Here is a 20,898-nt window from a genome sequence, read left to right on the forward strand (position 1 = left end):
AGATTGGGGAACGCAGGTTAACGGTAGAAATGACGGTGCAGATGCAATCAGTCAGGTGGCGATATCCATTGTAGAGGCGCGAATTGTCGCGCCTTTACCCGACGGTATGCCAACAACCTGAAATTCCAGGACAAATTGGCACAACACCATCACCGACCAATAATCATCGATTCAAATTATCGATTCATGTGTTCCTGCAACAACCGCTGTGCCCTAGGCTTGTACAACAGATAAAACAACGATTCGATATAGCGCAGCATGTCCTCTCGATTCTCTTGCGAGGAATAATTCCAGAAGCCGTAGATCTTAGCCAGCGACAGCAAGCGACTTGTATGAATCTTCCAGGTGTATGTGCTGTAGACGCGATCGATACTCTTCTGAGAAATTTGATCCCAATAATTCGGAGTGCGATCGCACTGCTCAAGAAATTCTACAACAACCGATGCAACCTCTTCGTGATCGGTTGGGTTAATGTAAAACCCATTGACTTTGTTCTGAATAATTTCTAACGGGCCGCCAAAGCGTGTAGCAAAGGTTGGCAATCCGGTAATCATCGATTCGAGAATCGTTAATCCGAACGCTTCAAACAATGCTGGCTGCACAAAAATGCCCTTGCGATCGGCAATGACTCGATAAACCTCTCCCGTATCGCTCTTCGTTAGCCGCACTCCAAGCCAGCGAATCTTTCCATGCAGATTGTATTGATCAATCAAATGGTATAACTTCTCGATTTCGCTAATTTCTTCGTGATCGGTTGAATCCTCTGTGCGGAGTTTACCTGCGATGAGGATCAAATTGCAGCGCTCTTGCAGTTCGCTGCTCTTGCCATACGCTTCGACCAGTCCAGTCAAATTTTTAATTCGATCCAGCCGCGCCATTGAAAACAACGGGCGCTTGTTCGGATCGTCTAACTTGCCAAAAATTTGCCCTGGATCATCATCGTTAAACAGAAGATTTTCTAAGCGATCGCGCTCAGTGTTCAACCGCTCTTCGTCTCGCGTGAAGGGGAAAAATACGACTTCGTTGACTCCCGGCGGCACAACGTTAAATTTAGGACTAAACAAATCAACGCCGCTCACAACGTGATACAGCTCTGGCATCGTAAACGACTTGTAGGACTCATACTGTCCCACACTTTCAGAGGTCCCGACAATTTCCTGATAGGTGCTGCCAATCACAAAATTAGCTGCATTCATGGCAATGAGATCAACGGTAAATTGCAGCGAGAAATGATACTGTTCTTCTAAATCTTGCCAATAGAGATTACTAAACAAATATTTCGATTTCTCTAACGCATGGGCAACAATGCAATGCGTCACTTTCAAACGGCGAGCTAATAAGAATGCGACTAAGTTGCCGTCAGAATAGTTGCCCACAATCAAATCTGGCGCTCCTCGAAACTCTGCTCTGAGTTCTCGTTCTGCATCCACGGCAAAGGTTTCGAGATAGGGCCAAATTTCAAAGCGAGAAATCCATTCTTGCGTCAGTTTCGGGTTAAACTCGCGGAACGGAACTCGCAAAATCCAAGCATCATGAGTGCCATGAATTTTTTCTAAACGCTGATTACACGTAGTTCCATCACTGTTAGGAATTAATCGCGTCAGCACCATCACTTTGGGAGAAACGTTCAAAACTCCCAGCCCAGCCAAGTGCAAATCTTCCTGAAGCTGCTTCTCTAGACTTTTAACTTGATCCAACACATAGACAACTTGACCGCCCGTGTCCGGTCTACCTAACACGCCTTCTTGCCCAAACCAGCCGTGAACTGAAACTAACACCACTCGAAAGATCATCGGAATGCGCGAAATGAACGCTTCCAACGCTTGGTGATCGGGCGAATCGATTAAGCCATCTAAAATCTCTAGCGTCTGCTGCACTCGCTGCGCTGTGTTGCCCCATCCCGGCTCAAATCCGAGGTTCTGTAAATCAAAGCGAAAGGTTTCATATGCCTGATCGGGGCTAAAACGGCTGACCATCTCTAGTGCCTGTTTCACTCGCTCCGATAGCTGCTGCTGGGTCTGAATCCGCTCGTTAATCAGCAGTTGAGAGCCGTCATAGCAATGCAGCCGCAAAAAATTAAACAGTAAGTCTTGCCCCTGACGCGGGTCATTAAATAGTTTGCTCGACAAAAATCGATTCAGATAGTCTACGCCCTTACCAATATTTTTTGGATCGCGAAGTGAGGGCGAATAGTCGTAGAACGGCTGAAAATCGATTTCAAAGGTGTCACCATCTTGCGGATTGTAGTGATTGACAAAGCGATCGCGCAAATCTAGCAATTCTTGGATAGTGATCGGCTCAACCGAGAGATCGTCAAGCAGCCGATACGCCTCTTGTTGAGCAATTCGCGGACGGATAATCAGATACAAACTCTCATCATCCAGAATGATTTCTTGAGTAAAATAAATTAATTTTCCTAATTGCGAAGATGTATAAAATTGCTGAGACTTTTCGTTACGTTGGCAATAGTCTCCAAAGGCTTGCAGAATTTCGTTTCTTAAGAAATAGCGCTTGTCTGATGCTCGTAAAAGACTCGCAAACTCCCGATAATCTATTCTTTCGTTGCTGCTCAGAACGGCTTGAATTAGCTCCGACATTGTGACTCCTTTTTCAGTGATCCAACTAGAGTGTAAAGGACATATGTAACTAAAGATGCCAGTATTGCCTTTAAAGTCCAAAGGCTAAAATGGTTCAATTAGACTCAAGCCTTTATCTGCTTTGAGCTTGCGACTCTGTCTCCTAATGTAGACATTTCAAATATCTTTAGGGTTGAAAGAGAACATTTACCGTTTTAGCTAGATTCCTTGTGATTTTCAAATATCTCAACAGCCACCTATCCTCCTGATCTCTACCCTTGCAATAAGCTCCGCGAATCAATATGATTTAGTCCGTTAAAGCCCTGAGTTCCGGCATGACTTCTGACACATCTGTTTCTACTCCGTCTGATCCCCCACCTCCGACTGAGACATCTTCTAGCCCTTCAAAGCCCCCTGTTGAGGTTTCTCCATCTGAGGCTTCTCCATCTGAGACTTCTTTAACGTCGTCTAGTCCAGTAGAACCTGTAATGGAGGAATTGCCGAAGCTCCTCGATATTCCTCAGAGTATGCAAGTCCGTCTGAAAAATGAGGACGGAAAGCTATTGCTGATTTTGCCCCCCGATGCAGAACAGACCAAATCGCCTGTTGGCTTCTCTTGGAACGAGATTTGGCAACAGTTTAAGCAACAGTTGCTTGGCCGTGAGCGATTTTGGCAACCCAACACGGCAGTGCATTTAGTAGTGGGCGATCGCTTGCTCGACACTCGCCAACTTCAAGCGATCGCAGACGAACTCGCCGAACTGCAACTCCAACTGCGGTGGGTTTACACGAGCCGTCGCCAAACTGCCGTGGTTGCTGCCACGGCTGGGTATTCTGTCGAGCAGCAAACCGCTGTCGCTCCAGGAGCAAAACCGGTGGGCACCTCCTCTGGGCTGGAAGAGCCGCTTTACGTGCAGATGACCCTGCGATCGGGCACCGAAATTCGTCATAACGGAACTGTGGTCGTGTTGGGTGATCTCAATCCTGGCAGTTCTGTGATTGCGGGAGGAGACATTTTAGTTTGGGGACGATTGCGCGGCGTGGCGCACGCAGGGTGTAAAGGCAATAGTCGTTGCCTGATCATGGCACTGCAACTCGAACCAACTCAAATTCGGATCGCTGATTTTGTTGCTCGCGCTCCCGAAAATCCGCCCGCACAATACCATCCAGAAATTGCCTATGTCTCTCCAAAAGGGACAATTCGGATTGCTAGAGCTGCTGATTTTCAGCGTCAGAGTGGCAACAGCAAGGATGAGAGATGAAAGCGGGTTAAGAGAAGAAGCTGTTTTTCTGGCATGACCATGAGCATACTCAGACGATTGAGCGTAAGCATCTCACGCTCAGTCCGAGTACAGAGCGCTTAGCTTGTAAAATCTATTCTTCCAAATCGGAATGGCTGCATGACGTTGTCATTGGCTAGTGAGAATCGTCATGGATTTGGACAAGCGATTTGATGTTGATCCTCATATCTAGAACATTACCTTCTACCGATTCGACTCTAGCTTTGGCACCGTTTTTTATCTAATCAAACTCATCTCACTAAACTGACGCGGGTAAAGCGCCAACACATGAACCTTGCTCACTCCTAGAGCAAGCTATTTGCGCCGTGCTGTTTGAAATTTTGCTACGGCAGGAGGATAGCTTTGAAATGTTCCATCTCTTATCACTTGACTCAGATCGCTTCTCAGATTTGAAGCTTCCTTATCTTTCAGCAAGTTGAAGTAATATCCATAGAACTGTATGGGAATCTAGCGATCGTGCAGCGAAAGTAAGCCTAACCTAGGTTTCTGCGATCGGTCAATTTCTGAGTGTTTTGTATCGGAATGTCACAATTCCCACTTTTCATTAATAAGTGTTGCGACTACTTGATTCCTTTGTTAAGGTATGCAGGTCAAACGATTACAGATTGATTCTTGTATTTAGGAGTTGCATCTCATGCTTTACCTCACTCTCGGCTCTAACCCCATCCTCTAAAGTCCAGAATTGTCTGTGGGAGTGGAGCGTAACGAAATGTAGATCGCTCTAGCAGCAGGTGCTCACTTAAAGCCCCACTCAAAAATAAAGCCCCACTCAAAAATTTCCCTCAGTTCTTTGCATCCTCTATCAGTTCAACAAAGGCTGAGAACACCTAAAACCTCAATACTTGGAGGCTTTAACATGAATATTCAAGGAAAGACCGTTCTGATCACGGGCGCTTCTCGTGGCATTGGACGAGCGATCGCGCTGGAATTTGCTCGACAAGGAGCGCAACGACTGATTTTAGTTGCACGAACGCATGAACGATTAATCGAGGTGGCAACTGAAATCGAAGCCCTAGGAGTTGAAGCTGTTCCTCTGGCTTTAAATCTAGCTCACTCTGTAGAAGTCAATATTGCTGTCGCTCAAGCTTGGCGCGATTACGGACCCATTCATCTTCTCGTTAACTGTGCGGGCGTTGCCCACCAAGCGCCCTTTTTGCAATCCCAACTGCCGAAGGTGCAAGAAGAGATTGCCCTTAATCTTATGGGGATGTACACCATTACTCGGCTGATTGCGCGACGGATGGCAGTGCAACGACAAGGAACGATCGTGAATGTGTCGAGTCTCATGGGAAAAATTGCTGCCCCGACAATGGCAACGTATTCCGCGACCAAGTTTGCGATTTTGGGATTCACTCAAGCGTTGCGGGGCGAACTTGCAGCACATAATATCCGAGTCGTTGCCCTACTACCCTCTCTGACTGATACAGATATGGTTCAGAACTTTCAGTGGTTTCGATGGGTCATGCCGACCACTCCTCAAAAAGTAGCTCAAACCCTGGTTGTGGGACTCAACAACAAATCGCCCGAAATCTTGGTGGGATGGCAAAGTCATCTTGCAGTGTGGGGCAATCGCCTGATGCCTTGGCTGGTCGAGAATGTTTCACGATTAGCGGCTCCCCTTTCCGAGAACCGTCAGGCACTTGATGCAAGACTGAGAGAAGCTAGAGCAGATTCTCGTTGAAGCATCCTAATCAACAGTTTCAAGGTTCCGCACTTGAAATACTGTTAAATCTGTTAACAAGTAACCACTGTTAACAAGTCGAATCTCATTCACGAAAGCCTCCCAAACTATGGGAGGTATTCTTATGCTCACTCTCCCCCTGCTCCTAGAACAAGTCCTTCAATCGTATCGATCGACAAGGGTAAAATTTCGGCCTTGCTGATTTTGTAATGGTATCGCTATCCCAAAGGCGGATTTCTTCGTGGAAAAATCATTACTTTTCAGCAACGCCGAAATTTGTAATAGTGATGGAAACGAGCAAACATCTCTAAAATCATTCTGCTTTAGGCTTATCTGCACCTGGTAATCCATCCGGAGTGTAGACAGCCTCTTTGACCTCGATTCGTCCCAGAATGGTCAACCCAGTTGTGGCTAGAACGACAACGATTTGCGACACGCTATTCGGGTCAATTCTGCCTGTATTTTGATAATTTTCGATGTTCTTGGCAACGACGGGAGCGAGGGACGCGATCGCGGTGAGGACGGCTCCCCAAAACGTCTTACTGTGAAAAATGCTTTTTGTAGGGACAACGGCAGCGGAATGGCTAGTCTGCATGGTAATGGCTCTTGAGAAGGGGGACAGTAATTGCATCAGTGACGAGAACCACCGCTACGGAAAACTTGAATTACCCTTTTGGGTACTTTGTGAGCTGAGTTCCATCTAGCGATTACCCCTTTGGGGAACTGCGAAGCAACCGCTCATCTTCGTTTGCGGCTCATCAGTCTCCACGAGCATTACTTCTCCGATGTGATGCGCCAAATCATGCATTAGAAGGTGATGTAAGGCGATCATCAAATTTATCTGATTTTTCGGACTCGAGTCTTGGCGGTAAACCTTGCTGTTGTCTTGTATCTCTATTGAACGAGCATAAGATATCTAGCCGATGAACCGTTTTTTCACCCTGTTTTTGACTACGATTCTTTGGATTGCAGCCTGCTCAGGTGTTGTATACCCTGCTTCTCGATTTGGTGTGATGGCACAACTGCCACACCCTTTGCAAGCTTGTCGTTCAAATGCTCCAGTACCGTCTGCTGCACCCTTCCCAACATTGCACCCCGATGCTTTGAACGCGAGAGTGCCAGTCCTGATGTATCACGACATTCTGCCTGCCAAGAAAGTCGCTTATGACTTAACGCCTCAAGAATTAAGACAGCACTTTGAGCGAATAAAGTCGAGCCAGCTCACGCCAATAAGCATCGATCGCTTGATTGCTCATCTGCGCACAGGCAGTCAGTTACCTGAAAAACCAATCTTACTGACCTTCGATGATGGCTACGGAGGGCACTATCAATACGCCTATCCACTCTTGAAAGAATATGGGTATCCGGCTGTGTTCTCGATTCATACCAGTTCGGTTGGTGTGAATGTTGGCCGAACGCATGTGAGCTGGCAAGACCTGAAAACGATGGCAAAAGATCCGCTCGTAACCATTGCCTCTCATAGCAAAACTCATCCTGCACTAACCAGACTTTCGGATCAAAAGCTGACCCAAGAAGTTGTGAACTCGAAGAAAATTCTTGAATCAAAGCTCGCTCGTCCGGTGCGGTACTTTACTTATCCATATGGCAATTACGATGCCAGAGTCAAGCGAGTTGTTGCGAATGCTCACTATCTTGCCGCGATCGCGTTTGCTATGCCAACGGAGCGCTTTGCGAATCAGTCACCAGATTTGTTGAGTCTGGCTCGATTTGAAAAATCTCAGCTTGAAAAAGTAATTCCTCGAGCTTGGGGTGGTTCTCCAAAGCAGTGCCAATGAACTGCAAACGGCTGGTGCGATTTCACTCGGATCAAGCGATCATGTCATGACTAATTCTGTCCGGTATCGTCAACTTAACGCAATCTAGCTCTACTGATTGAGAATGAGTACGTTTGGAACCCCGAAGCATCAGCATTCTGGTCTCTGTCAATTCACTCTTGTCTCAACCAAGAAGCTCTTGAACCGTTAAGTTGACGATCCCGATTGATGTTAGAGAAAGCTGAGCCTTCTCTAACATCCTTACGACAATGGTTGCGAGCACTCAAAACTGCGAAGACAAAATTTTGCTACTTGATTGACAACGCAACTTGAAGAGCTTGATCTAAAATTTTTATCGCTTTTGCTCGATTTGTAACTCGGTCTTTGGCATTGTATTGCGTCGCGATCGCGATCAGTGCTTGGCTCTTGTACTCTTTCGTTTGCGTCGTTTGGGCAACTCGTAAAGCTTGCTCAAGCTCTCCAACTTGGGCGAATGATTGAGCTAAAGCAGGCATCAACCAATCTAAATGAGCAGAATCACCAGCAGGCGGTTGAATCGATTGCGCAATTTGCTTTGCTCGCTCCGGTTTCCCTGCCTCAGCATACGCAAGCGCAACTTCGGGTAGAATGCCTTGAAGTCGTTCCCGTTGAGCGATTTGCAGAGCTTGATCATACTGCTGATTGGCCAGATAATATCTCACTATTTCGGAGAGGGTCAAATTTTTTGCAGTTGAGAGCGATCGCGCCACCTTCACCGCCTGAGCAACCTCTCCAGTTTTGGCATAATGCATCGCGATCGCTTGAAATACTCGCTCCCGGTCCATCCGCGTTCCAATTCGACCTGCCAGCTCACGCGCCGTCTGAAGCTGTCCGATTTCAGCATATCCGCTGGCCACTTGTGCCAAGGCAGAATTGCGAAGAGATGGTTTTAATGCCTGTGCTTTGGATTGAGCACTCACCAAAACCGTCTTGGCTTGGCTCAATTGTCCGATGGCTGCGTACTGAGTCGCCACTTTGGTTAGAAGATGGACTCGCTCGGGTGGAAACTGGGTTAATTGCAGTGCCTCAATTTCTGGTAGGACTTGATCGAGTAGTGAGATCGCTTGCGGTTTTTGTCCATTGGCGATTAGCATCTGGGAAATGTGCAGTTTTTGAGTGATGTCCCAAGACTTATCTTCTTGCGATTGCGGTTGAGCGCGAATACTCTCTAGAGCTTGCTGAAGCGTTGGTAGTAGGAAGTTTGATTGCTTGATACGTTGGAGTTCAAAGGTCATTCCCAGAAGAATTTGCCGCCTAGTTCGGAGATCCGGATTGCGTTGAGCAATGGCGATCGCTTCGTCTAAAATTTGCCTCGCTTGGTCGGGCTTTTGATCTTTTTGATAAGCTGCAGCAATTTTTACCATTGCCATCGGGCGGAACCCATTCTCAACTCCTCGAATAATTGACAGCGCAAAATCGTAATAACCCGCTTTTGCGTATTCACCCGCTCTGTTGAGTAATGATTCCTCTGGTGAGGTAGCGCTGAGGGTACAGTTCGCGATCGTCTGAGTGTGCGCAATCTGGAACGCTTTTGTGAGCAATTGTTGACCTTTACTCGTTTGCCCCACTAGCTTGTATCCGTTTGCAACTCGCATTAGAGGGGTCGCTTTATAACAATCACTCAGTATTGTCTCTGTGATGGATAACGCTTGATCCAAAATTTTCACAGCCACTTGAGATTGTTCGATCGCTGCATATTGAAACGCAATCTCAGCCACTAAAGGTGCTTTAGACTCGCTTCTCTCCTTCCCAAATCCTGGCTGAATCGGCAATAGCACCGTAAGCAGAGCAGTAACTGTTAACACTGTGCCTCGTTTGATCCTTAGCGCCATGTCTCCGTCCTCAATTTTGGAAATGTGGTTATAGTTTTAGTAACGCAAAATCAAACGATAAGTTCGACGTTGTTATTCAGTTTCACTTAAGCTTCATCAATGCCTTCAACTGGTATCGTCTGGTGTAGAGCAGGAGATGAATGGATCACAAATCATTTGCCCTTCTGGTCAATAATTTGTTGCTCTACATCGGTCATGCGTCGAGGTGACGGGAGTACGATAGAGTGAAGTAGTGCATTTGTCCTGCTGTGATGTAAGCGGTGTCCGTTCTCCTGAGTTATGCCCACGAAGCTGCTAATTGTCGAAAGTCCTGGCAAAGTCAAAAAGCTTAGCCAAATTCTGGGCTCTGATTGGCTCGTCAGAGCGAGCATGGGGCATGTACGGGAATTGGCTCAGGATGGGATTGATTCGCTGGGATTTGATCTTGGAGATCGGACCGTTCGTTGTCGCTTTGTACCGAGAGGAACGCGTGGCAAAGAGACGATTCATCAACTTAAAACTGCGGCTCGACAAGTCAAAACGGTCGTGCTGGCGACCGATGATGATCGAGAAGGCGAAACGATCGCGTGGCATCTTCAGCAAGCCTTGAATCTGAAACAACCCCAGCGCGTCGTTTACAGCGAAATTACGCCTGCTGCGGTCAAAAAAGCCATTGCCAACCCCAGACCGATTAATCAAGCCTTAGTCGATGCCGGTCTCTGCCGTACCGTTCTCGACAAGCTCGTCGGCTATAAAGGCTCGCCGTTGCTTTGGAAGTTACAGAACGGGGCAAAGTCTATGGGGCGAGTGCAAAGCGCAACGTTACATCTCCTCTGTGAGCGGGAACGCCAAATCGAAGCCTTTGTGCCGCAGGATTATTGGAATGTGTTCGTCGATTATGCTGAGGGATTTCGTGCCTTTTACCGTGGCACCGAGGGAACTGCAGAACCCGAAGCACCACAACCAGATGATGCAATGACAGTGCACGATCGTACCCCTCCAGAATCGGAACGAGTTTTGTCTCAAGCCGAAGCGGATCGGTTAGTCAGACAAGCACACGCCTTTCCGCATCACGTGATGTCGATCGACGGCAAAGTTGTGAATCGCACCCCACCACCGCCCTTTGTGACCTCGACGCTGCAACAAGCGGCGGGCTCGCGCCTCAAGTTTAGCCCCGAAAAAACAATGCAGGTGGCACAATCGCTCTACGAAGCCGGACATATCACGTATATGCGCACCGATAGCATCGACCTCAGCCCAGAGTACCGCGATGCGGCGCGGCAATGGTTGATCAATCACGATGCGGAGAATGTGCCGAAGAAACTGACGCATCATCGTCAGGTGAAAGGGTCTCAGGAGGCACACGAAGCGATTCGCCCCACCGATATCCATCGTGCCTCAGCTCAATTGAAAGTCGAATTGTCGAGTGATGCCTTTGCGCTGTATGTCCTGATTTGGAAACGGGCGATCGCATCGCAGTGTCAACCTGCACGAGTACGACAAACACGGATCGTCACGCAATCTGGCACCATTTTCTGGCAGGCGAAAGGACAAGTGATTGAATTTGCGGGCTACAGCAAGTATTGGAATAACTTGAGTGCCGATGTAGAATTGCCCCTCGTGCAGCCCCTTCAGCCGTTGACCTTAACCCAAGCTAACCAGGAACAGAAGCAGACCCAGCCCCCGCCTCGCTATAGCGAACCAAAATTGGTGCAAGGTATGGAGCGGCAGGGAATTGGACGACCCAGTACCTATGCCCCCACAATTCAGACGCTAAAGGAGCGGCAGTATGTGGACGTGCTCAAAGGTGCATTGCAACCCACGGCTTTGGGACGGGAGGTGGATCGCTTCCTCGCCCATGCCCTGCCGGAGTTGCTGCAAACCGAATTTACAGCTCAAATGGAACGCTCTCTCGACGCGATCGCTGAAGGCAAACAAGATTGGCAACAGTATCTTACCGATTGGAACGAAACCTACTTTGAACCCGCTTTACTCAAAGCACAACGCGTGATTCCCCAACATCTAAGCACGACGCCCGCTCCTCGCCCCGAAAAGCAGCTGCAAAAATCGAAAACCCGCTGTCCGAAGTGTCAAAAATCGCTTGCCAAAATTCCGAGTGCAAAAGTCAAAAAGAAATACTTCCTCAAGTGCGTCGAGGGGTGTGATAATGTCGTGCTGTTTTGGTCGGAGTACACGAAACAGTGGGAAGCACCGCAAGCAAAATCGACCTCAAGCGAACAGCCTAAGCCCAAGCGAACTGAGGCTCCTTGCCCCGTCTGTCAGCAGCCGCTCGAGCAGTATGCCTATCAAAAAGACGGTCAACCGAAAGTGCTGTTGCGCTGCTCAAATCCAAATGCACATCGCGACAACAAACACAAAGACGTAGTCTATTTTCAGACCACGACAGGGTGGTGGAGTCCCAAGCTGGGGGAGCTAGACGTTGCCGCATTGCATAACTCCTAGGGTCACAGTCGGCGCTGCAACGATTTCTATCTGCAATTGGACCGATTCGAGGACACTTTCAGCCTAAGCAAAATCAACTGACTGCACAACGCTACCGAGAAAATCTGCGCCAACGAGTTGAGAATTGGCGAGATGTTGTTGGGCTGAAACTGCATAGACTGAGCAATCCTGATTGCTCAAAATCGTCGTGCCGGTTTTTGAATTATCTCGTTAAGTTGACTGCGAAGATAGAAGCGTATTCCTTCGATCGTGCATGCCACTCCAGCTGGATAGGCTCTATCAGTGTGCTACCCAAATGCGAAATCAGGATGAAACGGACTATTGGTTATACCAAGCTTTGCGCCACTGCTCCATCTGATCGATTTCGGTTTGTTGTGAAGAAACGATTGCTTTAGCCAGTTGCTGAACTTCAGGACGCTTTGATTTTTGTTGCGCTTCTTTTGCCATTGCGATCGCGCTTTCATGATGCGGAATCATCGCGTTGATAAAGCGTAGATCGAATTGACCATCGGCTGTTCCCAGATCCATATTCATCATCATGTCGTTCATTTGGTCTTGCGACATTGGCATCATGCTTTTCGTCCCGCTATTCCATGCCATCGGAGTGCTAGCTGCATTCGCATACCACGCCTTGCGCCATTGCTGCATTTGAGCAATCTCTTTGTCTTGATCAGCAATAATAGATTGAGCCAGTTTCTTGATTTCAGGTCGCTTCGATTTCTGTAGCGCCTCTTGCGCCATTTTCACGGCTCCTTGATGATGCGGAATCATGGCATCCATAAAGCGCAGATCAAAGCTTTGATCTGCTGGACCTAAATCCATGTCCATCATGCTACCGTGCTGCATGTTGCCGTGATCCATTCCTGGCGTTCCTGCCATTGGTGAACCCATTGGTGAACCTGTTGCAGTAGGGCTTTGATTAGAGGTTGAATTTTGAGCATTCGAGCAAGCTGTTAGCCCACCAGCAGCAACGACTGCACCAAGCGAGAGTCCAAGTAAACCCGTTTTGAACAGTGAGCGGTTCATACTTAACTTACCAATTTCGTTTACACTTTTATTCTGAACTGTCTAGTTGGCTGGAGAGTCAAGGGCAGAAAGTATATTTCGGATCGATTCCTTAAATGTAGGGTCAACTGTCCAGTGATTCAAGGCAGCACAAAAAGATGAAAGCTGGATGAAACTGCTCTCTATCGATAGCACTGAACTTCTTTAAAAGTTTTGTACCTCAATCGTTAGATGCGATCGCATTAGCAACTTCCTATCGTAAAAGCCAAGAACTGCGCTTCAGCCTTTGTGCTTCAGTTCCCTTGTTGTTTCCTTTAGGAGTTAAGTTATGACAGCGACCCAATCTCATCAATCTCAGCTTCAATCTTGCATCGAAGCCTGTCTCGATTGCCTGCGCGAGTGCGAAAACTGCGCCACTGCTTGCCTTGATAGTGACATGGTGCAGATGATGGCTCAGTGCATTAAGACCTGTCGTGACTGTGCAGATACCTGCGATATCTGCGCTCGATTCATGGCTCGGAACTCTGATCTTCATGCTCAATTATGTAGCGTTTGTGCAGAAGCGTGCGATCGCTGTGCGGCTGAGTGTGCAAAACATGACCATGACCACTGCAAGCGGTGTGCAGAAGCGTGTCGTCGCTGTGCCGAATCCTGCCGCCAAATGGCTGCGGCAATGGTTTAACCGAGCAACGCGGTTCTGTACGGTTGAGGATGTCCTTGTGCTTGAGGGACATCCTCTTCTCGTTGTTTAGGAGAGTTTTCAGTTTAGGAGGGTTTTCAGTACGATCGCTTGACACTCCAGCCGACTAGATGGTTCAGAATAATCAATAACAAAGCTCTCGCTTCAAGGAAGCTCGAATGATGACGTTACACTTTACCGTTCCGAACATGGCTTGTTCTGCTTGCAGTGACACGATTACTCACGCAATCAAAGCGGTTGATCCCAGCGCAAAAGTAAATGCTGATCTAAAAACGAAGCTGGTTGATGTTGAAACGCAAGCTTCAGAAACCAGCGTTAAGCAAGCTGTAAGTGAGGCTGGATATACTGTTGCTTAGTTCAATCTGTTTTTGATTACGCGATCGCGGTGATGATATGCCGCCCGCGTCACTCTAAATTCGATGCTTGAGGAGTGCGATCGCCTTCGATCGTACTCCGCCTTAATCTCACTCTTAATCTCACAGTAATAACCGCGATAATAGAATTAATTCATTGAGGCTAGATCAATGGTTGCCACCCAGCCACCAAAAATAGCGACTACAGAACCTTCTACAGAAGAACAGTCTTTGTTCTCGTTAGAAGATTTCATGCTTCATCCTCCAAATCACATGGAGTGGATTGATGGAGAATTAGTGGAGACAACCGGAATGACCGTTCGACATGGCACTTTACAATCTAGGCTCTCTCGATTTTGGGGCAATCACGTAGATTCTCAGAAATTAGGAGGAGAGGTCGTTACTGAAACAGCCTGTCGTACTCTCAATCAAGGTCGTCGTCCTGATGTTGCCTATATGTCACCAGAACTTGTAGCTCAGTATGGACAAGCAGCAGGCTTGCCGCGTAGCTTCCCACTCATCGCAGAAATCGCTTCGCCAGATGACAGTGCAGAAGGTTTGTTTGCGAAAGCGATTGAATATCTAGAATCGGGTTGCCAAGAAGTATGGCTCGTATTTCCAGAGGCAAGAATTGTTCTGGCAAAAACAGCGGAGACGGCTTGGCAACTGTTCAATCCTGGGGATGCGATCGCAACTCAAACAACGCTTCAAGGATTTAGTATTCCACTCGATGAACTACTAGCGTGAATGCTAACAGCTGCGCAATCGTGTCAAAGCAACTACAGCTTCATCAACAGCACTACGAACTGTCGAGGCAGAATAGCCAGAATTAACAAGAATACTAAATACTAACGGCGAATAGCTGCGCGGTGTAACATAACCTGAAAGCGAAACAACACCAGAAATAGTTCCCGTTTTAGCAGCAACAATACCTCGAGCAGACGTATTGCGAAACCGATCTGAGAGCGTTCCACTGACGCCTGCAACAGGCAGAGATCGCCGATAAATTTGAGCTTCTGGCAACAGCGCGATCGCTTGCAAAGTTTGCACAAACGCTTCAGAACTCGCTCGATTACGACTGGCTAATCCTGACCCGTCTACCATGCTGTAGCGATTTGGGTTCACTCCCATCTCAGTCAGAATCGATTTCACAGCAGCAACACCGCTCGTGTTGGTATTGAGACTGGTTGGATCTTGTAGCCGACCCAGCGTTTTGAGCAGCGTTTCAGCGTAGACATTGTTGCTCTCTTGATTCGTTTCAAAAATCAAGCTCGATAGCGGTGGCGAGGTGACAGACGCGAGCGCTACTTCACCTGCTGGGGCAGGCGTGCGCTTCACGAGGGTTGAAGCCGTTACTTTAATGCCAGTTTTGGTCAACACGTTGCGGAATGCACCAACAAAATAGTTTCCAGCATTCGGAACTGCACCAGTGTAGATATTATTTTCATTCAACATCAGACTGTTGATCGGAGCCGCATAACCCTGCCCGCGATCGCCTTCGTTCCAGAATGGATTAAACGGTTCTCCCTGAAAAACCGTGTCGTCACCAATTAAGAGATTAGTTTGACGAATGCCACGTTGACGCAACTGTTGAGCAAGCGAATTTAGTTGAGTGGTGCTAAGGCTCGGATCTCCTTGTCCAATCACTCTTAGGGTAGCTAACTCTGCACCTGAGCTATTGCCGTAGACAGGCGTGGTGATGCGATACCCAGCACCGAGTTTCTTGAGCGCGGCAGCAGTCGTAAAAATTTTGTTATTAGAAGCGGGGACTAACTGCGTAGCCGCATTTCGCTCATAGACATTGCGCCGAATGCCAACTGCGCCTTGAGTCTGCACCAGCATACTCAACTTTGCGCTAGGAATGCGGGCAAGGGCACGATTGACGGCTCCTCCAAGCTGCGCTGGGCAAAGCGTACCCGCCGCAGCTTGAGCACGCACTGGACTAGGAACCATTAGACTCGTCGCGGCGAGCGTGGAAATGAATGCAGGACGAAACAGACGGGTAGGGTTCATACGATCGCACATCGCCTCTATCAAATACAACGCCTTTGACTGAAGACAGGCCAATTTTGTTGCAAATCTGATATTACGCGATCAAAGCAATTTTAGAACCCTAACATCCTCAGCATTTAGCGACTCATCTCTAGCATTCGTTGCATCGGGCGGAGAGCCGCTAACCGAGTTGATTCGGGTAGCGTGATTTCCGGCTCTCGGTTTTTCATCGCTAGATACAGTTTCTCCAGCGTATTGAGCCGCATGTGAGGACATTCATTACAGGCACAATTGTTGAGCGGCGGTGCAGGAATAAACTGCTTGTCAGGTGCGGCTTTCTCCATTTGGTGAATAATGCCCGGTTCCGTCACCACAATGAATGACTGACTCGCGCTTTGCTGGCAACATTTCAGTAGTGCAGTTGTAGAGCCAATATAGTCAGCATGCCGCAAGACACTCTCTTCACATTCTGGATGAGCGATCACCTCAGCGTTGGGATACTGAATTTTAAGCTGCACCATCTTCTTTTCGGAGAAAGTTTCATGCACCATACAGCTTCCCTGCCACAGCACCATGTCTCGCCCCGTTTGCTCCATGACGTATCTGCCAAGGTTGCGATCGGGCGCAAAAATAATCGGCTGATCTTCAGGAATTTGATTCACAATCTTCACGGCGTTAGCGCTGGTGCAAATGATGTCACTCATCGCTTTGATATCAGCGGTGCAATTTATGTAAGAAATTACCAAATGATCAGGGTGTTTTTCCTTGAATTTAGCAAATTCAGCGGGCGGACAACTGTCGGCAAGAGAACAGCCTGCTTCTAGATCGGGCAGCAGCACTAATTTGTTAGGATTGAGAATCTTGGCAGTTTCTGCCATGAAGTGGACGCCTGCAAACACAATGACATCTGCATCCGTTTGGGCAGCTTGTTGCGAGAGCCCTAGCGAATCTCCCAGAAAATCGGCTACATCCTGAATGTCAGGATCTTGATAGTAGTGCGCCAGGATCACTGCGTTGAGATCGCGTTTCAGATCGGCGATCGCGCCAAACAAATCTTTCGGCAGTGGCGGTTTGGACGGAGCAAAAGGTGCTGTAAACACAAGATTACCTGAGCGTTGGAATACCGCTAATTATAGTTCAAATTACCAAAATTAGAAAGATGATTTTATCTGAATCTACCAACTTGAATAATCCATTAGCGCGATCGCGCTGAGGACTCTTAATTCTCCCCCAAGAGATTCTAGCTTTTCGGTTTTTACGACTCAGGATTTGAGTCCTTGATCTGACATACTCGTAGAATGGATCTAATGGGCAATACCTTGCCCTCCTCGTCTTCTGCAACAGAACCTATTGCCACAGAACTTATGTTTGACGCTCTCGCCGATCGCTTAGAAAACGCCTGGAAAAAAGTTCGCGGTCAAGACAAAATCTCTGAATCTAACGTCAAAGAGGCTCTGCGGGAAGTCCGACGAGCGCTGTTAGAAGCAGACGCCAACCTACAAGTCGTCAAAGAATTTGTCGCAGAAGTCGAACAAAAGGCACTGGGAGCAGAAGTCATTTCTGGCGTTCGCCCCGATCAGCAGTTTATCGAAATCATTCACAACGAACTCGTTTCCGTTATGGGGGATGCCAATGTTCCCCTGGCTCATGCTGAAACTGCCCCGACGATCGTTCTCATGGCAGGCTTGCAGGGAACAGGTAAAACGACAGCCACCGCAAAGTTAGCCCTCCATCTTCGTAAAGAAGAACGCAGCGTCATGATGGTCGCAACGGATGTGTATCGTCCAGCCGCGATCGATCAGCTCATCACGCTCGGTAAGCAAATCAATATTCCTGTCTTTGAGATGGGCAAAGATGCTGATCCGGTCGAAATTGCTCGCCAAGGCGTAGAACACGCCAAAGCAGAAGGCGTTGATACGGTCATCATCGACACCGCAGGTCGCCTGCAAATCGACGAATCGATGATGGGAGAACTGAAGCGGATTAAAGACACGATCCGACCGCACGAAGTTCTGCTGGTCGTAGACGCGATGACCGGACAAGAAGCCGCCAACTTGACTCGCACCTTCCATGAGCAAATTGGTGTCACGGGTGCAATTCTTACCAAAATGGACGGGGATACTCGTGGGGGCGCAGCGCTCTCCGTCCGGCGGATCTCAGGTCAACCGATCAAATTCATCGGCGTGGGTGAGAAGGTCGATGCCTTGCAGCCGTTTTACCCCGATCGCATGGCATCCCGCATTTTGGGCATGGGCGATGTGCTAACGCTCGTCGAGAAAGCCCGTGAAGAAATTGATTTAGCCGATGCTGAGAAGATGCAGGAGAAAATCCTGTCGGCAAAATTTGATTTCACAGACTTTATTAAACAAACCCGCTTGCTCAAAAATATGGGGTCGCTCGGCGGCGTTCTCAAGCTGATTCCAGGCATGGGCAAGATGGTCAATGAAGAACAGTTGCAAAAAGGGGAAGAGCAACTGAAAAAAGCAGAAGCGATGATCGGCTCAATGACCGTTGCTGAGCGTCGTGACCCAGACTTGCTGTCCAACTCTCCCTCCCGTCGTCGCCGCATTGCCAGAGGTTCTGGACATTCTGACAAAGAAGTTACTGAGTTAATTAGCAACTTCCAGAAGATGCGATCGATGATGCAGCAAATGGGATCGGGTCAGATGGGCTTTCCCGGCATGGGTGGTTTCCCTGGTATGGGCGGCGGAATGCCAGGAATGGGCGGCGGCAACCCTTACGCACGTCAGCCCATGCCCGGACAACGAGGCTACGCTGGAGGCAATATGAATAAAAAGAAGAAAGCCAAAGACAAGAAGAAAAAAGGCTTTGGCACGCTGTGAGAATTAGGGATGAAGGATGAAGGATGAGGGATGAGGGATGAAAGTAATTACAGCCGTTCTGCTATTCCTGTTTACATAGCGTTGCTAAACTATCCTCCCTTTTTCATCCCTCATCCTTCATCCCTCATCCCTCTTTTAGAACGGCAACTGATTCAACGATGGATGCCCCTTCGACGGCAGTGCCTTGAGGTAGTGCAAGAACTCTAGCAACTCATCTTCGGTCAGTTCAGCCCGAGTCTTCTTACTGTAGGTTTGCTGTAAGTAGGTGCTGCCCTGTTTTTTCGTCCAGCCGATGCGCTCGATCTCGGTGCCAATTTGGGCGATCGCATCCGACAAATCGATCGGCTCACTCGATAGATCGGGAAGCGTCTCTTTCATTGGCTCATCTGCATCCGTTTCTGCTTGCAGTGGCTCCTCAGAGTACTCCGGTTCACTGGAATAGTCATCCTCAACTCGCTCAGGAAGTGACTCAAACGAGTCAAAACCTGAGAACGAGAGTAAGTCGCTTTCAGCAGGAACCTCTTCTTTTTCTTTCTTTCTCCGGCTACTCTTCTTGGCAGGTTCAACGACTTCAGGCGTCTCTTCAAACTCAGGAAGCGTTGAGTCAACCATTGATTCAACGGATGGCAGAGAATCTGGAATGCCCTGCTCTTTGAGCGATTCTTTCACTAAAGGTTGAGCCTGCACTTCAAAGGTAGGCGACATCAGCGGCGTTCTACCGACTGCCGGAGCAATGCCCAGAACTGCCATTGCTCTAATTCTGGCCCGATCTTCCGCCTCTTCAACTCGGTCGGCGGCGGCCATTGCTGTCGCTAGGGTTGCCGTCCCAACCTGCACTAAAGCCCGGACTACAAATTGTCCATCGTGAATTTGGACTAGCTCAGACAGCAATGCCCCAGCGGGATAGTGTTTTCTCAACTGAGCAAAGAGACTATGGCTCTCTGACTGGGACGCTGCGGTCAGGTTTGGCTCCGCTACTGTAAACGACAGTGAATGATCAGAAGAATACATGGCAGAAGAAGTCAGCATAGAGTTTGCGGCGATCATGTTCATTCTAAGCAGGAGTGAAGGGGTAGTGCAGATTTGTCGCGCCTTCGACGGCATGAGCGATCTAACTTACTTACAGAGAAGTTGGCGATATGATGGAAACAACCGATAAAAAAACGGATTATCGCAGATTACGATCGCATTAAATCCAAAATCTTTAAAAAGTCTTGCTCGATACCAGCTTTTCTTTAGCTCAGTTGTTATAGTTAAGCCTCAATAACATAGAACGCCGTAAGTCTTCATAAGTGTTTATGCAGTCTGAGTCAATGATTAATAAAAGCGTTTTTCCTGACGGTCAAGAACCCATGCGGATTCGTTTCGAGCGTCAGATCAAGCGTATCCAGCGCGATGTGCTGCGGATGGGTGCATTAGTTGAGAACTCCTGTTTTCTGGCACGTCAGGCCCTGTTTGACCACGACCTGGAAGCCGCTGGTAAGATTGCTCGACAGGATAAGCAAATCGATCGCCTCTACAAACAGATCGAACTCGATTGCGTCAACCTTATCGCGCTTCAGTCTCCAGTGGCTCAAGATTTGCGGTTGCTCAGCGCATTGATGCAACTAGTGCGCGATCTCGAACGAATTGGTGACTACGCCAAAAATCTGGGCGATATCGCCATGCGGCTCTTTTCTTACCCCGTTTCTCCCTATATGGAGCAGATTAAGCAAATGTTCGATCGCAGCCAAGCCATGCTCGCGATCGGCTTAGCGTCGTTGTCAAATCTCGATGCTCAATCTGGGTTGGATATGCGTGATCGCGACGATGCGATCGATTTAGATTACGATACGCTCTACGCCTTACTTGCTCAGCAGCAGGACGTTCCGGGCGTTGTCGAACCGATTATTCTGCAAGTTCTCGTGATCCGTCATCTAGAACGAATGGCAGACCACGCCACCAATATTGGTAAGCGCGTCGCCTACATCGTCACGGGTCAGCGTTGAGATAAGCGATGTTAACCTCAAGTACCCCTTGACAAAATTTGACAGTTGGGGGATCGATGCGGAAAGATAGAGAGGGAAGGAGCAGAGGTTTTAATTAGTTGAACTCTGGATCTTTCAAGCTCAGTTTTCGAGGTTTGATACAGCCGTTTCTCAGAGTGTGGTGATATTCATCCAGGTTGTTGCGGGCTGCGGCTGGTTTTACGACTTAAATTCTGAAGCCGGAGTGTCAGGTTGGCAATCTTGAGCGAGAATGAGTGAGGCAATTCTTTAGCTTTGGAACTCAACCCTTTCGATTGAGCAACCTTAGTTTGAGTTGCTCCATGGCTGTATCATCTTTTGACAGGATGATGGTTCTTCTAGCGCCGCGATTA

The 20,898-nt window shown here is 48.2% G+C and carries 16 protein-coding genes; 9 read left to right on the top strand and 7 right to left on the bottom strand.

All coding sequences use genetic code 11. The features are described from left to right. Positions 1-176: 176 nt before the first annotated feature. Positions 177-2,597: a sucrose synthase gene (locus AC5JLB_RS16080; protein WP_495874841.1), complete on the bottom strand. Its 2,421-nt coding sequence runs from the start codon at positions 2,595-2,597 to the stop codon at positions 177-179. 314 nt (positions 2,598-2,911) lie between these two features. On the opposite strand from AC5JLB_RS16080, the gene minC reads away from it, so the two are divergent. Next, positions 2,912-3,838, top strand: coding sequence for a septum site-determining protein MinC (minC, locus tag AC5JLB_RS16085; RefSeq protein WP_495874842.1), 927 nt, complete (start codon positions 2,912-2,914; stop codon positions 3,836-3,838). 895 nt (positions 3,839-4,733) lie between these two features. Then, positions 4,734-5,558, top strand: coding sequence for an SDR family NAD(P)-dependent oxidoreductase (locus tag AC5JLB_RS16090; RefSeq protein ID WP_495874843.1), 825 nt, complete (start codon positions 4,734-4,736; stop codon positions 5,556-5,558). 313 nt (positions 5,559-5,871) lie between these two features. Here AC5JLB_RS16090 and AC5JLB_RS16095 read toward each other — a convergent pair whose 3' ends face one another. Then, a complete protein-coding gene (locus AC5JLB_RS16095) occupies positions 5,872-6,153 on the bottom strand; it encodes a hypothetical protein (protein WP_495874844.1) in 282 nt (93 codons plus the stop codon). Positions 6,154-6,481: 328 nt separating this feature from the next. Between AC5JLB_RS16095 and AC5JLB_RS16100 the strand changes: the two genes are divergently transcribed. Next, positions 6,482-7,354: a polysaccharide deacetylase family protein gene (locus AC5JLB_RS16100; protein ID WP_495874845.1), complete on the top strand. Its 873-nt coding sequence runs from the start codon at positions 6,482-6,484 to the stop codon at positions 7,352-7,354. Between the two features lie 287 nt (positions 7,355-7,641). Here the strand turns inward: AC5JLB_RS16100 and AC5JLB_RS16105 are convergent, their stop codons facing one another. Further along, positions 7,642-9,204 carry a tetratricopeptide repeat protein gene (locus tag AC5JLB_RS16105; RefSeq protein ID WP_495874846.1) on the bottom strand — a complete coding sequence of 521 codons (1,563 nt, stop codon included), beginning with the start codon at positions 9,202-9,204 and terminating at the stop codon, positions 7,642-7,644. A 279-nt stretch (positions 9,205-9,483) separates the two neighbouring features. On the opposite strand from AC5JLB_RS16105, the gene topA reads away from it, so the two are divergent. Continuing rightward, a complete protein-coding gene (gene topA / locus AC5JLB_RS16110; RefSeq protein ID WP_495874847.1) occupies positions 9,484-11,646 on the top strand; it encodes a type I DNA topoisomerase in 2,163 nt (720 codons plus the stop codon). Between the two features lie 318 nt (positions 11,647-11,964). Here topA and AC5JLB_RS16115 read toward each other — a convergent pair whose 3' ends face one another. Continuing rightward, positions 11,965-12,672, bottom strand: coding sequence for a DUF305 domain-containing protein (locus AC5JLB_RS16115; RefSeq protein ID WP_495874848.1), 708 nt, complete (start codon positions 12,670-12,672; stop codon positions 11,965-11,967). 307 nt (positions 12,673-12,979) lie between these two features. On the opposite strand from AC5JLB_RS16115, the gene AC5JLB_RS16120 reads away from it, so the two are divergent. The 3 genes from AC5JLB_RS16120 to AC5JLB_RS16130 all read left to right on the top strand — a co-directional run bounded on the left by AC5JLB_RS16120 (position 12,980) and on the right by AC5JLB_RS16130 (position 14,451). Beyond that, entirely contained in the window at positions 12,980-13,333 is a 354-nt protein-coding gene (locus AC5JLB_RS16120; RefSeq protein WP_495874849.1) for a four-helix bundle copper-binding protein, read from the top strand. 176 nt (positions 13,334-13,509) lie between these two features. After that, entirely contained in the window at positions 13,510-13,707 is a 198-nt protein-coding gene (locus AC5JLB_RS16125; protein ID WP_495874850.1) for a heavy-metal-associated domain-containing protein, read from the top strand. A 168-nt stretch (positions 13,708-13,875) separates the two neighbouring features. After that, the gene (locus tag AC5JLB_RS16130) at positions 13,876-14,451 is read left to right on the top strand and encodes a Uma2 family endonuclease (protein WP_495874851.1); all 576 of its coding nucleotides are present in this window, start codon (positions 13,876-13,878) and stop codon (positions 14,449-14,451) included. Between the two features lie 3 nt (positions 14,452-14,454). Here the strand turns inward: AC5JLB_RS16130 and dacB are convergent, their stop codons facing one another. Then, positions 14,455-15,717, bottom strand: a complete 1,263-nt coding sequence (gene dacB, locus AC5JLB_RS16135; protein WP_495874852.1) for a D-alanyl-D-alanine carboxypeptidase/D-alanyl-D-alanine endopeptidase — start codon at positions 15,715-15,717, stop codon at positions 14,455-14,457. Positions 15,718-15,833: 116 nt separating this feature from the next. Beyond that, complete coding sequence (gene nadA / locus AC5JLB_RS16140; protein WP_495874853.1) at positions 15,834-16,796, bottom strand: quinolinate synthase NadA; 963 nt, start codon at positions 16,794-16,796, stop codon at positions 15,834-15,836. Between the two features lie 264 nt (positions 16,797-17,060). Here nadA and ffh point away from each other — a divergent pair, with 264 nt between their 5' ends. Beyond that, complete coding sequence (ffh, locus tag AC5JLB_RS16145; RefSeq protein ID WP_495874854.1) at positions 17,061-18,539, top strand: signal recognition particle protein; 1,479 nt, start codon at positions 17,061-17,063, stop codon at positions 18,537-18,539. 135 nt (positions 18,540-18,674) lie between these two features. On the opposite strand, the gene AC5JLB_RS16150 is transcribed toward ffh, so the two are convergent. Next, positions 18,675-19,568, bottom strand: coding sequence for a slr1353 family protein (locus tag AC5JLB_RS16150; protein ID WP_495874855.1), 894 nt, complete (start codon positions 19,566-19,568; stop codon positions 18,675-18,677). A gap of 284 nt (positions 19,569-19,852) precedes the next feature. Here AC5JLB_RS16150 and phoU point away from each other — a divergent pair, with 284 nt between their 5' ends. Beyond that, positions 19,853-20,527, top strand: coding sequence for a phosphate signaling complex protein PhoU (gene phoU / locus AC5JLB_RS16155; RefSeq protein ID WP_495874856.1), 675 nt, complete (start codon positions 19,853-19,855; stop codon positions 20,525-20,527). Positions 20,528-20,898: the final 371 nt, after the last annotated feature.

The organism is Myxacorys chilensis (genome assembly GCF_059505265.1).

Excerpts from the sequence above, each read along its gene's own strand:
- topA (WP_495874847.1), top strand. The coding sequence starts at position 9,484 with ATGCCCACGAAGCTGCTAATTGTCGAAAGTCCTGGCAAAGTCAAAAAG.
- dacB (WP_495874852.1), bottom strand. The coding sequence starts at position 15,717 with ATGAACCCTACCCGTCTGTTTCGTCCTGCATTCATTTCCACGCTCGCC.
- ffh (WP_495874854.1), top strand. The coding sequence starts at position 17,061 with ATGTTTGACGCTCTCGCCGATCGCTTAGAAAACGCCTGGAAAAAAGTT.
- AC5JLB_RS16115 (WP_495874848.1), bottom strand. The coding sequence starts at position 12,672 with ATGAACCGCTCACTGTTCAAAACGGGTTTACTTGGACTCTCGCTTGGT.
- AC5JLB_RS16125 (WP_495874850.1), top strand. The coding sequence starts at position 13,510 with ATGATGACGTTACACTTTACCGTTCCGAACATGGCTTGTTCTGCTTGC.
- AC5JLB_RS16095 (WP_495874844.1), bottom strand. The coding sequence starts at position 6,153 with ATGCAGACTAGCCATTCCGCTGCCGTTGTCCCTACAAAAAGCATTTTT.
- minC (WP_495874842.1), top strand. The coding sequence starts at position 2,912 with ATGACTTCTGACACATCTGTTTCTACTCCGTCTGATCCCCCACCTCCG.
- AC5JLB_RS16105 (WP_495874846.1), bottom strand. The coding sequence starts at position 9,204 with ATGGCGCTAAGGATCAAACGAGGCACAGTGTTAACAGTTACTGCTCTG.
- phoU (WP_495874856.1), top strand. The coding sequence starts at position 19,853 with ATGATTAATAAAAGCGTTTTTCCTGACGGTCAAGAACCCATGCGGATT.
- AC5JLB_RS16080 (WP_495874841.1), bottom strand. The coding sequence starts at position 2,597 with ATGTCGGAGCTAATTCAAGCCGTTCTGAGCAGCAACGAAAGAATAGAT.
- AC5JLB_RS16130 (WP_495874851.1), top strand. The coding sequence starts at position 13,876 with ATGGTTGCCACCCAGCCACCAAAAATAGCGACTACAGAACCTTCTACA.
- AC5JLB_RS16090 (WP_495874843.1), top strand. The coding sequence starts at position 4,734 with ATGAATATTCAAGGAAAGACCGTTCTGATCACGGGCGCTTCTCGTGGC.
- AC5JLB_RS16120 (WP_495874849.1), top strand. The coding sequence starts at position 12,980 with ATGACAGCGACCCAATCTCATCAATCTCAGCTTCAATCTTGCATCGAA.
- AC5JLB_RS16150 (WP_495874855.1), bottom strand. The coding sequence starts at position 19,568 with ATGCTGACTTCTTCTGCCATGTATTCTTCTGATCATTCACTGTCGTTT.
- AC5JLB_RS16100 (WP_495874845.1), top strand. The coding sequence starts at position 6,482 with ATGAACCGTTTTTTCACCCTGTTTTTGACTACGATTCTTTGGATTGCA.